Raw genomic sequence first — 16,027 nt, forward strand, 5'->3', positions numbered from 1 at the left:
AAAGTTATAAAAATGGTTAATTTAATTGTTTGGTTTTATAGAGTAATTAAAATTTTAAAGAAAAATATGTTTAAAAAACAAAGCTTAAATTGTGTGCTTTTTGACTGTAAATATTTGTAAATTTAACTTAAAAACGGCTGTACTGAAATCCATACAAAAAGTGCGAATCTGGTATTTTTTAATAGCTATTTTTAACTTCTGATCAGTCATACTTTTAAACTGTGTTTTATAGATGGAAAAGAAAATTGGAAATTGCAGTCATCGGTAGTGGCATGGCTGGGCTGGCTACCGCAAGAATTCTTAAAGACGCAGGGCATAACATTACAATTTTCGAAGCTCTGCCTGGTCGTGGTATGGATAGCCACAGCACTGAGTTTGAAGGCGGCTTGATCGATGCCCCTTTGCGTGTGATGAATCCACATCTTTGGAAAAATACCTTAAGTTTGGCGACCCATTTAGGGATTAAAACTTTCCCTGTCCGTACCTATATGGCATGCAGTTGGCTATTTGAAGATCGTACAGAAACGTGGTTGACCACCAGTCGTAGCCGTATTGGTAATTTCCCAATTATTAATAACCGTAAAGGCTTACAACAATATGGCTGGCGTTTAGTCAAAGGAATGTTGCAACTTAAAGCCGCGATCACTCGATTTTTTAAATCAAAAAATCAGGATATTACGCTTGCTGAATTCATTAATAAAAATGAAATTGAAGAAGTATTTTGGCATGGTGCAGTCATGCCTGTGTTGTATACCATTTGCACTTGTAACCCGAAAACGATTGGCGAATGGCCTGCGAAACCGCTGTTGATTTTCTTGCGTCAATTGACCAATGGTGATGCCTTGTTGCGTATCCAAGGTGGTACACCTGCGTTGGTTGATAAACTGATTGAAGGTTTAAATATTCAAAGTGGTACGGCAATTACCAAAGTGCTCGAGCAAGACGATAAAGTCTTGGTGGAAACTGAGGCCGGTGCACATCATCTATTCGATCGCGTGGTTGTTGCGACACCAACCACCAAAACGGAAGAATTTTTAGATTCTACTCAGTTTGCTGACGATATTGAGCTCTTAAAGAAATTTAAATTTGAGCAAGGTCAGTTGGTGATCCACACTGATCAAACGGTGATGCCGCCGAAGCGCAAAGATTGGTCTGTACTAAGTTATATGATGGATCGTAAATTTACTCGTCAGCAATTTACCGTGTGGCTTAACTCAATCGAGCCGAGCTTGGTGGGTAAAACTCCAGTGTTCCAAACTTGGCAGCCAGTGACACCGATTGATCCTAAAAAAGTGATCTCTTCGGTCAGTTTGACACGCGCAGTGGTGGATTCACATACGGTGGCGCTGAATAAAGAGTTACAGCAACGACATTTATCCCCTGAGCGTAAAGTCTTCTTTTGTGGCTCATGGTCTTGCGATGGTCTGCCGATTTTAGAGTCTGCGGTAACGTCTGCTATGCATATTGCAGAAATTTTTGGTGCGCCATTGCCGTTTGTGGGTTTAAAACCTAAAGTGGAGGTTGCCCCTCAACTCGGTTACTAACATGAAATGGCTTCAAGCAATTCGTCAGTACGTCCCTAGCCATAAATATGCGATTAACAGTCGACTACTCGGAGATGATGCGGAGCTTGCTTGGAGCAATTTGGGCTATTGGAATGATGCAAAATCATCCTATCCTGCAGCCTGTCAAAAACTCGCTTTCCATCTTGCCGAATCCATTCAATTAAAATCTACAGATCGTGTTTTAGACCTTGGTTGTGGGCAGGGCGCGAGCTTGGTTTTTTGGATGGAACATTTTCAAATTCAAAACTTATCCGCAGTCGAATTGCAAACCGAATGTGTGGAAAAAATCCAAAAAAATTTAAATTCAAAAATCAAAATACAACAAGATTCATTTTTGAATTTAAAAAATATTTATCCACAAAACTGTATGGATGCCGTACTGTGTATTGATGCTGCGTATCATAGTGATTTGAATTTATTGCTTTTATCAGTTGTTAATGTTTTGAATTCAAAGGGACGCTTTGCTTTTCACTATTTGATGTTGTCCGATGCGTTTTTGAATTTAAATTCAGTGCAACGATTGAAATATCAAAGTCTGTTGAAAGCAGCAGATGTGAATTTGAAAAATTTAAATTCAAAGCAAAATTTACAACACCAAGTGCAACAGGCAGGTTTCGAAAATATCCAGATCGAAGATATCAGCGAATTCGTATTTCAGGGTTTTGCCGATTATATTCAAGAACAACAACGTCAGACGAGCCTGAGTCATGTGGATCAATTCAAAATCAAGATGACGGCAAAATTGTGCGAAAAGTTGTATCGAGACGGGCTGATTCGTTATGTGCAGATTAGCGCGAGGAAGCCATAAAAAAGAGGCTTTAAAAACATCAAAGCCTCACTAAAAAGCGAGGCTAAGAAATGGTGCCGGCACACGGATTCGAACTGTGGACCTACTGATTACAAGTCAGTTGCTCTACCAACTGAGCTATGCCGGCGTTGTGGAATGCATTCTACAGATTTTTTGAAGTGGTGCAAGTTAAAAAAACAGCAAATCGAATGTAATTTATACGTTTGATTTATTCAGCATTCGACCGATGTTTGGCTCTAAAAACCAGAGAAATAAAAATAGGTAATGTTTCGCCCACAAGATGTGGGCGAAAAAATAGGATGGGTGAGCGTTGAGTGCTATTTCATTCTTAAAATTTGGTCTAGATCCTGTGCGCATTCTTCAAGTGTATATGCCATCTCCAGTTGCATTTGGGGGCGGAGTTCATTGGCGAGCTTTCGCCATTCGTCAATCAGACGCTGTGCTTTTTGAATTTTATGTTTATTGATGTCTTTGGCAAGGGTTGGGGTATAGCCACCACGTTTGGCGTTCTTGATCTGCTTAACATAATTCTGGCTGTTATTCATGTTCTCTCCCGAATAGCAGTGATATATGAAATGTGTTTTTTAAGTTTTTCGTTGATCAAGTTAAAAGTACCGCAATCGCGTTTCAGTTCTATGATGTTTAAATTAATGAATAATTTTTTGAATAGTACCTATATTGAGAGGATGATTTATTTTTAGCATAGGCTTAAGTAATTGTCTTTAGAATATAAAATTTGTATTTGTAAATATACGTGTACTTATTGCTGCCAATAAAAAATCCATAAGTCGTGCATTAGGAAAAAAACGTGTGATTGAAATCCGTCAATCAGGACTTAAATACTGTGAAGTTATTGAGCTAAACAAATAGAAGATCAATTAGGGGGATATTTAATATTGAGAACAATAAAATTAAAAAAGGCCTAAATTTTATCAATTTAGACCTTCATTCTGCTTGGCATTGCAGTTTATTCTGGCGGTGAAAGAGGGATTCGAACCCTCGAAACGCTATAAACGTTTACACACTTTCCAGGCGTGCTCCTTCAGCCACTCGGACACTTCACCTTTTGCGCGGTGGATAATAGCGAAAAAAATATATTCTGCCAAGAGAAACAATTGAATTAGACAAAAACATCTTGAGCGGTGCTATGATTCGCAAAAATCCTGTCTAAATTGAAGACAATTATATGCAAAGTACTGCACAAAAAGCCGCATTGCCTGCCATCACCTTGGCAGCTTTGGGCGTAGTATTCGGAGACATTGGGACGAGCCCATTATATGCGCTGCGCCAATGTTTCCTCACAGCACACTTGGCGATTAGCGAAGCGTCTGTGCTGGGTATTCTGTCCCTGATTTTCTGGTGCATCATGCTGACGATTAGTTTTAAATACGTCAGCATCATCATGCGCGCAGATAACAATGGCGAGGGCGGTATTATGTCGCTGTTGGCCTTGAATCTACGAACCACACGAATTGCCGAAAACAAAAAAATCTACCTGATTGCCCTTGGCTTTATTGGGGCATCTTTGTTCTTTGGTGATGGGATCATTACCCCCGCAATCTCTGTGTTATCCGCGATTGAAGGCTTAAGTATTGCGACGCCGATGTTTAACCAATGGCTGCAACCCTTATCGATCGGTATTTTAGCGGGGCTATTTTTAGTGCAACGCCATGGCACAGGCACGATGGGTAAATTCTTTGGGCCTTTAACGCTCATGTGGTTTTTATCCATTGGTGGTTTTGGACTATGGAGTATTTCGCAAACGCCATTTGTATTGACCATGATCAGTCCACATTGGGCCTTCAATTTTGTGGTTCAGCAGCCTTATGTTGCATTTTTGACTATGGGTGCGGTTATCTTGACGATGACGGGTGGTGAGGCAATCTATGCCGATATGGGGCATTTTGGCCGACTCCCAATCCGCTTGGCATGGTTTATTGTGGTGATGCCGTGCTTGCTGTTGAACTATGCGGGTCAAGGTGCTTTGCTACTGCGTAATCCTGAAGCTTTAGCCAATCCATTCTATATGCTGATTCCTGAATGGGCATTGTATCCAATGATTGCTTTGGCAACTGCGGCCGCGGTGATTGCCTCTCAAGCGGTGATCACAGGGGTATTCTCCATGGTCAATCAGGCGATTCAATTGCGTTACTTGCCGCGTTTGACAGTGAAACATACCTCTGAAGTTGAACGTGGTCAGATTTATTTACCATTTATTAACTGGGCATTGTTTATCTCGGTGCTGATCTTGATCTTGCTGTTTGAAAACAGTGCGAATTTGGCCAGTGCGTACGGCGTAGCTGTGACCATGACCATGCTCTGCGGTACGATTTTGATCTCAGTTTTAGCTTATGGTTTATGGCGTTGGCCGGTTTGGAAAGTGGCGATTTTTGCAGTTCCATTTTTATTGATTGATTTGATTTTTGTTGCATCGACATCATTAAAAATCGCAGCGGGCGGTTGGGTTCCAATCCTGATTGGTGCGGTATTGTTTACGATTTTAATGACGTGGAAAGATGGACGGGCATTGGTGCTCAATCGGCTCGGTAAAGATGCTTTGCCTATTGACCTGTTTATTCGCAGTGTTAGCATGGGTAGTGAAACCAAGTTTGTTCCAGGTGATGCCGTATTCTTGACAGGAACGCCTGAGATCGTGCCTCATGCCATGTTGCATAATATTAAGCACAACAAAGTTCTGCATGAACGCAATATTATGGTTACGGTCAACACCCGAGATGTGCCATTTGTACCCGAAAATGAGCGGGTGATCACGGAAAAACTAGATGATCGATTCTATCGAATCACGATGTTTTATGGGTTTAAAGATCAGCCGAATATTCCTGCCGCTTTGGAGCATGCGTATCGTGAATTGGGATTTGAATTTGATTTAATGCAAATCAGTTTCTTTATTTCCAGAGACCGTATTATTCATACCTTGGGTGAAGGCATGGCACCTTGGCGAGAAAAGCTGTTTATCTCTATGCAGCGAAATACCAGTCCAGTCAGCGATTTTTATCAAATTCCAACCAACCGTGTGGTTGAGTTGGGCAGTCAGATTGAAATTTAAGACGTAGATTGAACTTTTAGGCATAGATTTAAAAGTTAGACACGAAAAAGCCAGATCAATTCTGGCTTTTTTTTATCTGTAATAATTAAACTTTTTAGTCCAAAGACATAGAGATCATTCTGTTGCTTTTTCCTGGGAGGAGTATGCGAGCAAAACAACAGAATGAAGATGTTGCGTTATTTGATCCTTGAAAATACGCTGATTAGTTGATTGTCGCGTCTACATCTGCAGAGGCTTCAGGCGCAGCTTGGATGGCTTCGTCAGCAACAGGTGCTTCTGGGTTGGCTTGAATTGATGCATCTGCAGGATTTACACTTTGAGTCTCAGGTGCTGCCATAAAAGCATCTTGTTGTGCTTGAGGAGCTTCAGGCAATGCAGCCGATGCGCTATCGGCATTCACTGGCGCTTCTGCAGAAGAGGCAATGACGGGTGCAGCGTTGTTATCCGCTGATACGGCTTCAGGTGCTTGCTGTGCTGTTTCCACAGGTGCTTCAGTTACCGCGGCTTCAGGTGTATTGGCCACTGCTGTTTGTTCAGTTGGAACGGACTGCTCTGTAGGTGCAGCAGCTACACTTTGTTGTTCATTTGCGAGTGCATTTTCCGCTTCAGTCACGGCTTGTTCAGCATTTGCAGGGACTGCAGGGGCATTCGGATCGATTTGGTTTGCCTGAGCCTGTTCAGGGTTTAAGGGCTGTTCTGTTGCAGCGGCATTGACTTGTCCGGCAGGAGCTTCAACCAATTGAACTTGGCCACTTGAAACTAAGTCCTGAATGGAACCAGGTTGACCATTCACGGTGGTCACAATTTTGACTTTAGATAAGCTTTCTAATGTATCACCGGGTTGAATCGGCGGCTCTGCAAATGCTGCTGCGCTCATTAAACCTGAAATTAAACCTAAACCTAAAATTTTAGAATGCATAATCACTCCGTATATTTTTATCGCAATTTTTCGTATTTTTACCTTGTCATAATTCTTGAGGCGAATTCAATGAAACATACGCAACTGCTTCATGACCTCCTATAAAGAACTGCACAACTGCGACATAAAGTTACATCAACTGCTGCTTTGTTAAACAATATTTGTGTGATTGTTAAGCAAATTAAAAAAGAAAAGTGTACTAAAATATGCACCCTTGCTAAGCTGCGGAAAAATAGTCCTTTTAGAAGTCATTGTTGTAAGTCATGGTCAAAAAGAAACGCAATTCAGCAAATCCACTTTCACAGTTATTTGGGCAAAATGGCATAAAAGTGCTGTTGGGTCTGGTGGCAACAGGAAGCTTTGCTATTGCTTTCGGGCAAGAAAAAATTCAACAACTTGTTTCTATGAGCAGCACTTCAAATAGCGCCTGTTTGGACCAATTTTATCGTGAAGTGCCACCTTATTTGGTCCGTGAAAGCCTACATAAAAACAGTTTTCCACTGTGTTTTAATGGCTTTAATGTCATGTATTCAGGGATATCCAAGACACCGCTTTGGGTTGCAGAAGCATTAACCCCCGCACGCCTGAGTCAAAAAATTCCGCGTGAAGATAACTTTCATGAAGAGACTCGCGTGCCGTCTGAATATCGGGCTTTGCTGTCAGACTATAAATCTTCAGGCTATGACCGTGGACACATGGCGCCAAATGCCGATATGCCCAATAAAGCTGCGCAGTTAGATAGTTTTTCTTTGGCCAATATGGTGCCGCAAGCTCCAAAAAATAATCAGCAAGTGTGGCGTGAGTTAGAAGAAGCCACACGGGCGATAGTGACCAAACAAAAGCAAGATGTCTATGTGGTAACGGGGCCGGTATATAGTGCGAAAAAATTAAAAACCATCGGGCAAGGGGTCATCGTGCCGACCGCTACTTATAAGGCGATCTATTTGCCGAAAAAAGGTGTTGCAGGCGTGTACTATGCGGACAATACCTTGCGTGATACGGCACCGACAGTCAAAGTCATGAGTATTTGTGCGCTAGAAGAACTGACTGGAATTAATTTCTTTCCAGAATTAACTGAAGACCAAAAGCGTAATACCTACCGTTTGCCACTCAAAGCCACCCAAGTAAAAGCAAATCAAGATATCGCTTATTTGCATTGGGATGCTGAAAGCCAGTGTGCTGCAGATGTCGCAGAAGACAAGATTTTAAGTTTGCAAAAAGAGTTTAAATCGAGTGGTGGTTCTGTGGGAGAGACATCCATGGCAAGCAGTGAAAATGACAACAATCAAGATGCCTTGGTCAAACAATTGATTGAAGAAATTCTGCAATATCTGCTACAGATTTTGAAATAATTGAGTAGATAATAGCGCTGAACTGCGAGCGATGAAGAGGATCATTGCTTGCAGTTGAAATCTTTTTCACGTATTTCTATTGCTGCATCACTACAACAAAAAAGAAGGATATCCATCATGTTCAAAGCATTTGAAAATGACACTGCGTCGCATGCAATTCATGACTTAACACTAGAAAATGGCCAAGATCGAATTAATATTTATGGCAATTTACAGGTGACGAAAGACCAAGCAGGTTTAGCTGCAGCGAAAGCTTTACAGGCATTTTTCAATGATGTGGTGACCACGCTTGAGGCAGAAACCAACTTAGCTGAAAAAATAGCGCAGGGCGGTGAAGAAAACGAAGTAGAAAATCCATTTCTTTAAAGCTGTGTCATCGGCCGTCGAAGGAAGCAAAGCTCAATTCGGGATGAATGAAAAAAAGCTCACAGATTGTGAGCTTTTTTATGGTGTCTTCTTCTATTTATTCGTCTTTTGCCATCAGTTTATAGATGACCGCACCAATCACCGCACCAATCACCGCACCAATGATTGGGGCTACCCAAAATAGCCAAACTTGTGATAGCGCAGCAGTTTCAGCAAAGAATGCCACACCCATACTACGCGCTGGGTTGACCGAAGTATTAGTGACGGGAATGCTGATCAGATGGATCAATGTAAGCGCAAGACCGATCGCAATTGGGGCAAATCCAGCAGGGGCACGTTTATCCGTTGCTCCCATGATCACAATCAGGAAGCCAGCCGTCAGCACAATTTCAATGACTAACGCTGAGAGCATAGAGTATTTACCTGGAGATAATTCACCATAGCCATTGGTGGCAAAACCGCCGACTCCTGTAAATCCGGCCTGACCTTGTACAATGATGAATAGAATAAATGCGGCGAGGGTTGCACCCAGCAATTGAGAAATAAGATAGGGTGCTAGTTCTTTCGCTTCAAAACGACCACCGGCCCACAAGCCGATACTCACGGCAGGGTTAAAATGTCCCCCTGAGATATGACCCAGCGCATAAGCAGCCGTTAACACCGTTAAACCGAAGGCCAGTGCCACGCCTGCGAAGCCAATGCCAAGTTCAGGAAAGGCCGCAGCCAAGACCGCACTACCACAACCACCAAAGACCAGCCAAAACGTACCGATCAGTTCTGCTAAATATTTATTCATTTAAAATTCCATTTGTTTTTGTCATTTGGAATAGATTTTCAATCTTTCACTCAGCATGAGTGCAATATAGTTGTGAAGTGTTGTTTTATTCATTTATTGAATATGCATAGCTTTAATGGATTTTGCTGAAAATCACAATATATAAAATGATAACTGCGTCACATTTTAACTTGCTGCTTCAATTTGCGATAAGCGCCATTGCTGTGGGGTTAAATTTCGCCATTGTTTAAAAGCACGTTGAAATGCACTCTGTTCTGAATAACCCAGCAGTAGCGCAATTTTTTGCAAACTTAAATGTGGGTCTCTTAAAAATTCTTCAGCCATCATACAGCGGACCTCCTGCATGCGTTGCTGATAGGTGCTGCCTTGTTGTTGTAAATGGCGTTGTAATTGTCGGACGGACAGATTCAGTTGAGTAGCGACATGTTCAATTTGGAACTGATTTTTTTGTAAACCCATTAAGATGGCTTGCTGTAAGCGTTGGTCGATTTGCGTGGTATTCGGCAGTTTTTCTAATAAAGACTGTGCCTGTTGCATTAACAGTTTTTGTAAGGTCTGATCGCCTTGGGAAAAGGGGCGAGACAGTTCTTGAATGGGAATAATAACCTTCGACTTTTCTTGGGAAAATCGAACTTTACAGCGAAAATATTGTTCATACTGAGCGACATTTTTCGGTGCAGGATTATGAAAATGCACTTCGTGTAAATTGATATCTTCAAAACGCATGAATAATTTTAGAAACTGCAGCATTAAGGCAATCGCAATTTCATCGGTCAATTGATTGGCCATATTCATGGGTAAATCATTCCAACCGATCGAGAAAAAATCATTTTGAATATCAATCAGCAATGGACTACCATCGAAGATTAAGCGATGAAAATCATGGTAGCGGAGCAGCGCTTCGCCTAAGTTTTCACAGGACAGGGCAATATACGCAATGATGCCAATATGTTTGGGTTGCACATGTTCAGCAATTTCTAAACCCAGCGCTGGCTTTTGGATCTTTTGATCCAAATCCATCAATAAATCACGCCAAACGGCATAATCAAAACGTTCTAAGTTTTGAACTTTATTCAGTTTTTCAGGAATAGCAATGCCTTGAGCTTGGTGATAAGCATAGAGCAAATGGCCCAGTCCTCCATAGACCGATCCTGTATAGTCCTTGAGTTGTTGCATATTTTTTTAATTCTAAATTTTGTCGTGTTTTGTCAATAATATTAAAAAAAACGGTCAATATCTAGCCCTCTTCATTACCTATAGTGGAGCTAAGAAAAGGAGATATTGGTCATGTTAAAAGGTTTTATTGCAGGGTTGGTCGTCGCCAATGCCTTTGAATGGGTCGCGCATAAATATGTTTTGCATGGGACACATCGGTCAGGCAAGCCACGTTTTAGTCCAGTACCGAAAAGCATGAAATCACATTGGGAACATCATCGTGAAGTTCGAAAAACAGATTTTCATGATCATGGCTATGTTGAAGGTATACAGAACTGGCGCACGAAAAATGAAATATTGTCTCTGGTGGCAGTTTCAGCTGTATTTGTCCCGCTGTTTTATCCCATTTCCAAAGGAATAAGTTTGTCGGTGCTGTATTGCGCAGGGAATTATTATTATATCCATCGTCGCGCACATCTTGAGCCAGAGTGGGCGATGAAAAAGATTCCATGGCACTATGACCACCATATGAACTCAAATCAGGATGCCAATTGGTGTGTGACTAAGCCGTGGTTTGATTATATTTTAGGGACGCGGGTGATCTCCTCGGCAAAATTACAGGAACAGAACCCATTGGGTGTGTTACTACCGACAGCGATTGCGAAACCATTGTCACACTGGGTCAATCGGGTATTTCCTGCAAAGTGGGTCGCTGAGCGTGAAAAGCCAGTTGCACTTCTTGAAACGGTCTAATATGAATGCACTGTGCGTTTTGACAACGAGCGTTGCTACCCATTTGAGCTGTCGCAATTTGTCAATAAATTATGAATCTACTGTCAATCAAATACAGTGTAAATGCCCTATATTTAAATCATCAAAAGGCTTGTACACGACGAGTTGATTGATGAAGTTGCTATGTATATTTTTTCATTTGTTTTAAGTATCAGACCAAGTGCTGTAGTTTTTCTTGGTTTATAGGAGCCGACAAGGCTCCTTTTTTTATGTCTATCGTTGATGAATTAAATCGACGATTCGCTGCTACAAATCAATGCTTTGCATCAAAAACATCAAAACAAAAAAAGAGCGAATCATCGCTCTTTTTAAATCTTCATTGAAAATGAATCAATTAAAGGCGCATTTCAATGCCTTGTTCTGCTAGATATTTTTTCGCTTCAGGAATGGTGTGTTGACCAAAGTGGAAAATAGAGGCTGCAAGCACCGCATCTGCACCGCCTTTTAAAATACCATCGGCCAAATGTTGGAGATTACCGACACCACCAGAAGCAATGGTTGGAATGGTCACACGGTCATTAATATTACGCATCAGTTCAATGTCATAACCAGCTTTGGTTCCATCAGCATCCATCGATGTGATGAGTAATTCACCTGCACCGAAGTCCGCCATTTTTACCGCCCATTCGATGGCATCGATACCGGTTTCTTTACGACCACCGTGGGTGAAAATTTCCCATTTATTATCGCCGGTTTTTTTCGCATCAATAGCAACCACAATACACTGTGCGCCAAAACGCTGAGAGGCTTCTTGTACAAATTCAGGATTATAAATAGCCGCAGAGTTAATCGAAACTTTGTCCGCACCCGCATTTAATAACAGGCGGATATCTTCTACTTTACGCACGCCACCACCGACTGTTAATGGCACAAATACAGACTCAGCCATACGCTCTACTGTACGGTAAGTAGTATCACGACCATTTGAGGTTGCGGTGATGTCTAAGAAGGTAATTTCGTCCGCACCTTGTTCGTTATAACGGCGTGCAACTTCAACTGGATCGCCTGCATCACGAATATCAAGAAATTGAACACCTTTCACTACACGACCGTTGTCCACGTCGAGGCAAGGAATAATACGTTTAGCAAGCATAATTTTTTCCAAAAATAACAGCCGATTATGAAACTTCGCGACTTAGATGCTACACCTTAGTAGTCGGAGCGGTTATTCTATCAAAAATATGTAAGTTTTTTCGCAGGTTTTCTATGTCGGTTTATACCACTTTGACTTTAAAGGAAGTTCAGGATTTTGCAGCACCTTATGGACTGGAGGTGATTGACCTGATTCCGATTCAAGGCGGTATTCAAAATACCAACTATTTTATTGTTTGCGAAAATGGTACGCAGTATGTATTAACCGTTTTTGAAGAGATGGACGAGCAAGGTGCAGGGGAGCTGGTCCCTGTACTTGAACATTTGGGGCAGGCTGGTCTAGCTGTGCCTGTACCGCTGAATCATTCGGGTAAAGCGATTCATAGCTTAAAAGATAAACCTGCACAGATTGCGCCACGCATGCAAGGTCAACATCCCGTGCCTGCGAGCTTAGCGCAAGCAGAGGCGATAGCTGTGGCTCAAGCGAAAATGCATGTGGCTTTACAAGACTTCCCTTTGGAACGTGCAGAATATCGTGATCATGCTTATTGGTTACAAGTTTCACGTAATATACGTCCAACATTAAATGAAGCAGATACCACGTTGCTTAACAATTTGTTGGGTTTATATGACATCTTAACGGCGATGTATCCAGACCGTCCTGCCGGTTTTATTCATTCTGATCTGTTCCGTGACAATACTCTATTTGAAGGCGATCAACTTAACGGCATTTTAGACTTTTATGAGTTAAATAAAGACGAACTCTTGTTTGATATTGCTATTACTTTAAATGACTTCTGTACTGAATATCCGGATGTGCATTTGAATGAAGACAAAGCCATTGCCTTTTTACATGCATATGAAAGCGTGCGCCCATTAACCGCAGATGAAAAATCATGTCTAGAGTTATATTTGGCAATGGCGGCGGGTCGCTTCTGGATGATGCGTTTACAGGTGGCACAGAAAAATGCTGCAGAAGGCCGTACAGGGGATGATATTTTGCAGAAAAACCCTGCTGAAATGCGTAATATGCTGATTGAACGATTAAAATTCGTCACAGCATAAATTTTAAAAACAACGAGAGGGAAAAGCATGCGTGATCAAGGACGCTTAGTAGAATGGTTTGATGATAAGGGCTACGGCTTCATTCAACCGAACGATAGCACCAAAGATCGCGTATTTTTGCACATTAAAGACTTTTCCCGTCCCGGCCCACGACCAATCGTGGGCTGCGCGTTGGATTATGCTGTGATCTTAGACGAACGCGGACGCTTTCGTGCGCAGCAAGTGCATTATTTAAAAGCCTCACAAACCAAAGCTACACAACGCCCTAATAAAAAAAATGTGGTGCAGATGCCGCGTCAGGCAGAGCCGATGCAAATCTTGTGCATCATTTATATCCTCGCCTTGGCGGGTTTGTCTGTGGCGGGTTTACTCAGTGGCATGGTGCTGCTTTTTGTGAGTATTATCAATGTCCTGACCTATTGGTTCTACGCTCAAGATAAAGAAGCTGCGCAAATGGGGAACCGACGCGTGCCAGAAAATACACTGCATCTTTTGTCTTTTTTAGGTGGGTGGCCGGCGGCATGGCTGGCTCAGCAATGTTTGCGGCATAAAACACAAAAACAACCATTTCGAAAAATATATTTCTGTACTATAGCCTTTAACATATTACTGATTTTATGGCTGATTTCACCATTTAATATCCTGCATATCTAGGGTGGAATGATCCGCAAAATCATCATGACGGAGAGCGAAATGAATTATTCCATTGATAAAGATCCAAACCGCCTGCTCACGATTATTTTGTATATTCTTTATATTGTGGCGATTTTTTCTGCCGGCTTGCTTGCGGTCCTCGCGTTGATTATCAATTACGTCAAACGCAGTGATGTGCGCGGCACGATTTTTGAAAGCCATTTCACTTGGCAGATTCGCACGTTTTGGTGGTATCTCATTTGGAACATCATTGCTTTCGTGCCTTTTATTTTTCTGTTCTTTACCGGCAATAATGCCAATGCTTTTGCAGGTGTAGCACTGGGAGCGAGTACCTTCTGCGTCACGGTAATCGGACTGTCTTGGTTATGGATTGTGTACCGCGCGATTAAAGGTTTAATCCGTGTCAATGACAACCGACCGATGTATGAGTAATGCGAGTTTAAAGATTTTTAGCATAAAAAATCTTGGCATCAAAAAAGCGACCTTATGGGTCGCTTTTTGTTATGGGAAAGGATGCTGAAATTAGCGTTTCTTTAACCGTTTCGGCCGCCATTCACTCACAATCACACCCAGAACAACACACAGTCCGCCAATGAGAGCGAGCGGTGTTAAGCGTTCACCTGCAAGCCGCCCAATGATCGCGGCCCAAACCGGTTCACCTGCATAGATGATTGCTGCCTGTGCAGGATCGACCATGCGCTGCGCCCAGTTCATCACCAGTTGAATTACGGCGCTGGCCAGCCCCAATCCGCAGAGTACAGCGATTAATGGCCATTCAAATTTTGGCAAAGTGGTTTCACCCACCAGTGGAGCGAAGCAGAAACAGAACAGAGAGGCAAATGCCAACTGTAGAACCGTCACTCTGCGCAGATTGACGCGGGGCGCAAAATAGCTGATCAAGATAATTTCAAAGGCAATGGCAATCGAACCGAGCAGCGTAATGATTTGTCCAAAATTGAGCTGAATAGCGCCAAAACCATTACCAGTTAAAAAGACCAAACCAACAAAAGCCAAACACACACCCAGCCATGTCATCACATGTGGTTTATGCCGAAAACACAGCCACATAAAAATCGGAACCAGCGGGACATACAGCGCGGTTAAAAAAGCCGATTCGCTGCTGCTGATACTTTGTAAGCCGACCGTTTGTGTCGCATAGCCAATCGCAATCACAGCGCCAATACTTGCGCCCGCAATGACATCGTATTGAGAAAAATGTCTAAGATATTTGAGCGATAACAGACTCACAGCCAGTGCAGCTGCGGCAAAACGTAGACCGACAAACAGCACGGGACTGCTGAAATTTAAACCGTATTGCACGGTGATAAAACTGGCACCCCAAATCATGGTAATCAGGATGAGTGCGAGCTGCGGGAACTTGGCTTTCCAAGCAGATTGGACGGTTGACATGTGTATTTGATTGTTCGAAGAGGGGAAATAAAAATGAGAAATAAAAAAAGAGGCCCGAAGACCTCTTTTCTGCTCGGGAAAATTACAAGCTTTGTTGATCAAGCAGTAATTGAGCTTCACGAAGGTTCAATGTGCCTTCATAAATTGCACGACCGGTAATCGCACCTAAAATACCCGGCTGGCCTTTTAAGTTACGCACGTCGTCAAGGTTGGTCACGCCACCCGATGCAATAACAGGTAAGCCTGAATACGTTGCAAGGTTAACGGTTTGTTCAACGTTCACACCTTGCATCATGCCATCACGTGCGATGTCGGTGTAGACAATGCTTGATACGCCAGCATCTGCAAAGCGTTTTGCCAAATCAGTAGCTTTCACGTCTGTGACATTTGCCCAACCATCTGTTGCCACCATGCCGTTCATGGCATCGATACCGACAATGATATGGCCTGCAAATTTTTTGCACGCTTCTTCAACAAATTCAGGCTCTTTTACTGCTTTTGTACCAATGATGACAAATGAAACGCCGGCATCAAGGTAGTGTTCAATGGTTTCAAGAGAGCGGATACCACCACCAATTTGAATTGGCAATTCAGGCTGTGCTTTAGCAATCGCTTCAACCACAGGCTTATGAATCGGTGTACCAGCGAAAGCACCGTTTAAATCTACCAAATGTAAGCGACGCGCGCCTTCATTTACCCAATGCTGTGCAGTTGCCACTGGATCGTCAGAAAATACGGTATCGTCTTCCATACGACCTTGTTTTAAACGGACACATTTGCCATCTTTCAGGTCAATTGCAGGGATGATCAGCATGCTTTCGCTCCTTGCTCAATCAAATTAAGAATGAATTTGTGCCTAATCTTATCAAATAAACGGCTATTCACTAAATGCTAATATCAGAATTGATGAATTAAAAAAGCCTGACATAGGTCAGGCCAGTGTAAATAGAGGATTGGATTTTATTCTTGGTCTATAAAAATGCGCT

Annotated in this window: 16 protein-coding genes and 2 tRNA genes; 9 read left to right on the top strand and 9 right to left on the bottom strand. The window is 42.3% G+C overall.

The window, feature by feature from the left end; translation table 11 throughout:
• The first annotated feature begins 245 nt into the window (after window positions 1–245).
• Both FTU36_RS03685 and FTU36_RS03690 read left to right on the top strand, forming a co-directional pair.
• The gene (locus FTU36_RS03685; RefSeq protein WP_180002759.1) at window positions 246–1,544 is read left to right on the top strand and encodes an FAD-dependent oxidoreductase; all 1,299 of its coding nucleotides are present in this window, start codon (window positions 246–248) and stop codon (window positions 1,542–1,544) included.
• 1 nt (window position 1,545) lies between these two features.
• Window positions 1,546–2,373, top strand: coding sequence for a cyclopropane-fatty-acyl-phospholipid synthase family protein (locus tag FTU36_RS03690; RefSeq protein WP_180116826.1), 828 nt, complete (start codon window positions 1,546–1,548; stop codon window positions 2,371–2,373).
• Window positions 2,374–2,424: 51 nt separating this feature from the next.
• Here the strand turns inward: FTU36_RS03690 and FTU36_RS03695 are convergent.
• From FTU36_RS03695 to FTU36_RS03705, 3 genes are all read right to left on the bottom strand, one after another.
• Window positions 2,425–2,500 (bottom strand) — tRNA-Thr (locus FTU36_RS03695).
• Between the two features lie 190 nt (window positions 2,501–2,690).
• Window positions 2,691–2,918, bottom strand: a complete 228-nt coding sequence (locus FTU36_RS03700) for a hypothetical protein (protein ID WP_078190515.1) — start codon at window positions 2,916–2,918, stop codon at window positions 2,691–2,693.
• A gap of 428 nt (window positions 2,919–3,346) precedes the next feature.
• Window positions 3,347–3,437: transfer RNA gene (locus FTU36_RS03705), tRNA-Ser, on the bottom strand.
• A gap of 122 nt (window positions 3,438–3,559) precedes the next feature.
• Between FTU36_RS03705 and FTU36_RS03710 the strand changes: the two genes are divergently transcribed.
• Window positions 3,560–5,440 (top strand): potassium transporter Kup, encoded by a 1,881-nt coding sequence (locus tag FTU36_RS03710; protein WP_078193161.1) that lies wholly within the window; start codon window positions 3,560–3,562, stop codon window positions 5,438–5,440.
• 202 nt (window positions 5,441–5,642) lie between these two features.
• On the opposite strand, the gene FTU36_RS03715 is transcribed toward FTU36_RS03710, so the two are convergent.
• Window positions 5,643–6,359: a hypothetical protein gene (locus FTU36_RS03715; RefSeq protein ID WP_180022375.1), complete on the bottom strand. Its 717-nt coding sequence runs from the start codon at window positions 6,357–6,359 to the stop codon at window positions 5,643–5,645.
• 263 nt (window positions 6,360–6,622) lie between these two features.
• Here FTU36_RS03715 and FTU36_RS03720 point away from each other — a divergent pair, with 263 nt between their 5' ends.
• Entirely contained in the window at window positions 6,623–7,711 is a 1,089-nt protein-coding gene (locus FTU36_RS03720) for a DNA/RNA non-specific endonuclease (protein ID WP_078193159.1), read from the top strand.
• 117 nt (window positions 7,712–7,828) lie between these two features.
• Window positions 7,829–8,077, top strand: a complete 249-nt coding sequence (locus FTU36_RS03725) for a hypothetical protein (protein WP_180002780.1) — start codon at window positions 7,829–7,831, stop codon at window positions 8,075–8,077.
• Between the two features lie 97 nt (window positions 8,078–8,174).
• Here FTU36_RS03725 and aqpZ read toward each other — a convergent pair whose 3' ends face one another.
• On the bottom strand, window positions 8,175–8,873 hold the full coding sequence (aqpZ, locus tag FTU36_RS03730) for an aquaporin Z (protein WP_180116827.1): 699 nt from the start codon (window positions 8,871–8,873) through the stop codon (window positions 8,175–8,177).
• A 165-nt stretch (window positions 8,874–9,038) separates the two neighbouring features.
• The gene (locus FTU36_RS03735; RefSeq protein WP_180054213.1) at window positions 9,039–10,049 is read right to left on the bottom strand and encodes an AraC family transcriptional regulator; all 1,011 of its coding nucleotides are present in this window, start codon (window positions 10,047–10,049) and stop codon (window positions 9,039–9,041) included.
• Window positions 10,050–10,160: 111 nt separating this feature from the next.
• On the opposite strand from FTU36_RS03735, the gene FTU36_RS03740 reads away from it, so the two are divergent.
• Window positions 10,161–10,781: a hypothetical protein gene (locus FTU36_RS03740; RefSeq protein WP_180116828.1), complete on the top strand. Its 621-nt coding sequence runs from the start codon at window positions 10,161–10,163 to the stop codon at window positions 10,779–10,781.
• 373 nt (window positions 10,782–11,154) lie between these two features.
• Here the strand turns inward: FTU36_RS03740 and hisF are convergent, their stop codons facing one another.
• Window positions 11,155–11,916, bottom strand: coding sequence for an imidazole glycerol phosphate synthase subunit HisF (hisF, locus tag FTU36_RS03745; protein ID WP_320109244.1), 762 nt, complete (start codon window positions 11,914–11,916; stop codon window positions 11,155–11,157).
• A 110-nt stretch (window positions 11,917–12,026) separates the two neighbouring features.
• On the opposite strand from hisF, the gene FTU36_RS03750 reads away from it, so the two are divergent.
• The 3 genes from FTU36_RS03750 to FTU36_RS03760 are packed head-to-tail and all read left to right on the top strand — an operon-like array spanning window position 12,027 to window position 14,063.
• Window positions 12,027–12,977, top strand: coding sequence for a homoserine kinase (locus FTU36_RS03750; RefSeq protein WP_180116829.1), 951 nt, complete (start codon window positions 12,027–12,029; stop codon window positions 12,975–12,977).
• A gap of 27 nt (window positions 12,978–13,004) precedes the next feature.
• Window positions 13,005–13,631, top strand: a complete 627-nt coding sequence (locus FTU36_RS03755) for a DUF1294 domain-containing protein (RefSeq protein WP_180116830.1) — start codon at window positions 13,005–13,007, stop codon at window positions 13,629–13,631.
• A gap of 39 nt (window positions 13,632–13,670) precedes the next feature.
• A complete protein-coding gene (locus FTU36_RS03760) occupies window positions 13,671–14,063 on the top strand; it encodes a hypothetical protein (RefSeq protein ID WP_168378990.1) in 393 nt (130 codons plus the stop codon).
• Between the two features lie 90 nt (window positions 14,064–14,153).
• Here FTU36_RS03760 and FTU36_RS03765 read toward each other — a convergent pair whose 3' ends face one another.
• Together FTU36_RS03765 and hisA are read right to left on the bottom strand one after the other, a co-directional pair.
• A complete protein-coding gene (locus FTU36_RS03765) occupies window positions 14,154–15,041 on the bottom strand; it encodes a DMT family transporter (protein WP_180116831.1) in 888 nt (295 codons plus the stop codon).
• Between the two features lie 82 nt (window positions 15,042–15,123).
• A complete protein-coding gene (hisA, locus tag FTU36_RS03770) occupies window positions 15,124–15,855 on the bottom strand; it encodes a 1-(5-phosphoribosyl)-5-[(5-phosphoribosylamino)methylideneamino]imidazole-4-carboxamide isomerase (RefSeq protein WP_078190493.1) in 732 nt (243 codons plus the stop codon).
• Window positions 15,856–16,027 lie beyond the last annotated feature (172 nt).

Source organism: Acinetobacter sp. YH12096, from assembly GCF_013419215.1.
GTDB classification, from domain to species: Bacteria; Pseudomonadota; Gammaproteobacteria; order Pseudomonadales; family Moraxellaceae; genus Acinetobacter; species Acinetobacter amyesii.

Coding starts and splice junctions, on each gene's coding strand:
- FTU36_RS03725 (WP_180002780.1), top strand. CDS start 7,829: ATGTTCAAAGCATTTGAAAATGACACTGCGTCGCATGCAATTCATGAC.
- FTU36_RS03710 (WP_078193161.1), top strand. CDS start 3,560: ATGCAAAGTACTGCACAAAAAGCCGCATTGCCTGCCATCACCTTGGCA.
- FTU36_RS03735 (WP_180054213.1), bottom strand. CDS start 10,049: ATGCAACAACTCAAGGACTATACAGGATCGGTCTATGGAGGACTGGGC.
- FTU36_RS03720 (WP_078193159.1), top strand. CDS start 6,623: ATGGTCAAAAAGAAACGCAATTCAGCAAATCCACTTTCACAGTTATTT.
- aqpZ (WP_180116827.1), bottom strand. CDS start 8,873: ATGAATAAATATTTAGCAGAACTGATCGGTACGTTTTGGCTGGTCTTT.
- FTU36_RS03700 (WP_078190515.1), bottom strand. CDS start 2,918: ATGAATAACAGCCAGAATTATGTTAAGCAGATCAAGAACGCCAAACGT.
- FTU36_RS03750 (WP_180116829.1), top strand. CDS start 12,027: ATGTCGGTTTATACCACTTTGACTTTAAAGGAAGTTCAGGATTTTGCA.
- FTU36_RS03690 (WP_180116826.1), top strand. CDS start 1,546: ATGAAATGGCTTCAAGCAATTCGTCAGTACGTCCCTAGCCATAAATAT.
- FTU36_RS03740 (WP_180116828.1), top strand. CDS start 10,161: ATGTTAAAAGGTTTTATTGCAGGGTTGGTCGTCGCCAATGCCTTTGAA.
- FTU36_RS03765 (WP_180116831.1), bottom strand. CDS start 15,041: ATGTCAACCGTCCAATCTGCTTGGAAAGCCAAGTTCCCGCAGCTCGCA.
- FTU36_RS03755 (WP_180116830.1), top strand. CDS start 13,005: ATGCGTGATCAAGGACGCTTAGTAGAATGGTTTGATGATAAGGGCTAC.
- FTU36_RS03760 (WP_168378990.1), top strand. CDS start 13,671: ATGAATTATTCCATTGATAAAGATCCAAACCGCCTGCTCACGATTATT.
- hisA (WP_078190493.1), bottom strand. CDS start 15,855: ATGCTGATCATCCCTGCAATTGACCTGAAAGATGGCAAATGTGTCCGT.
- FTU36_RS03715 (WP_180022375.1), bottom strand. CDS start 6,359: ATGCATTCTAAAATTTTAGGTTTAGGTTTAATTTCAGGTTTAATGAGC.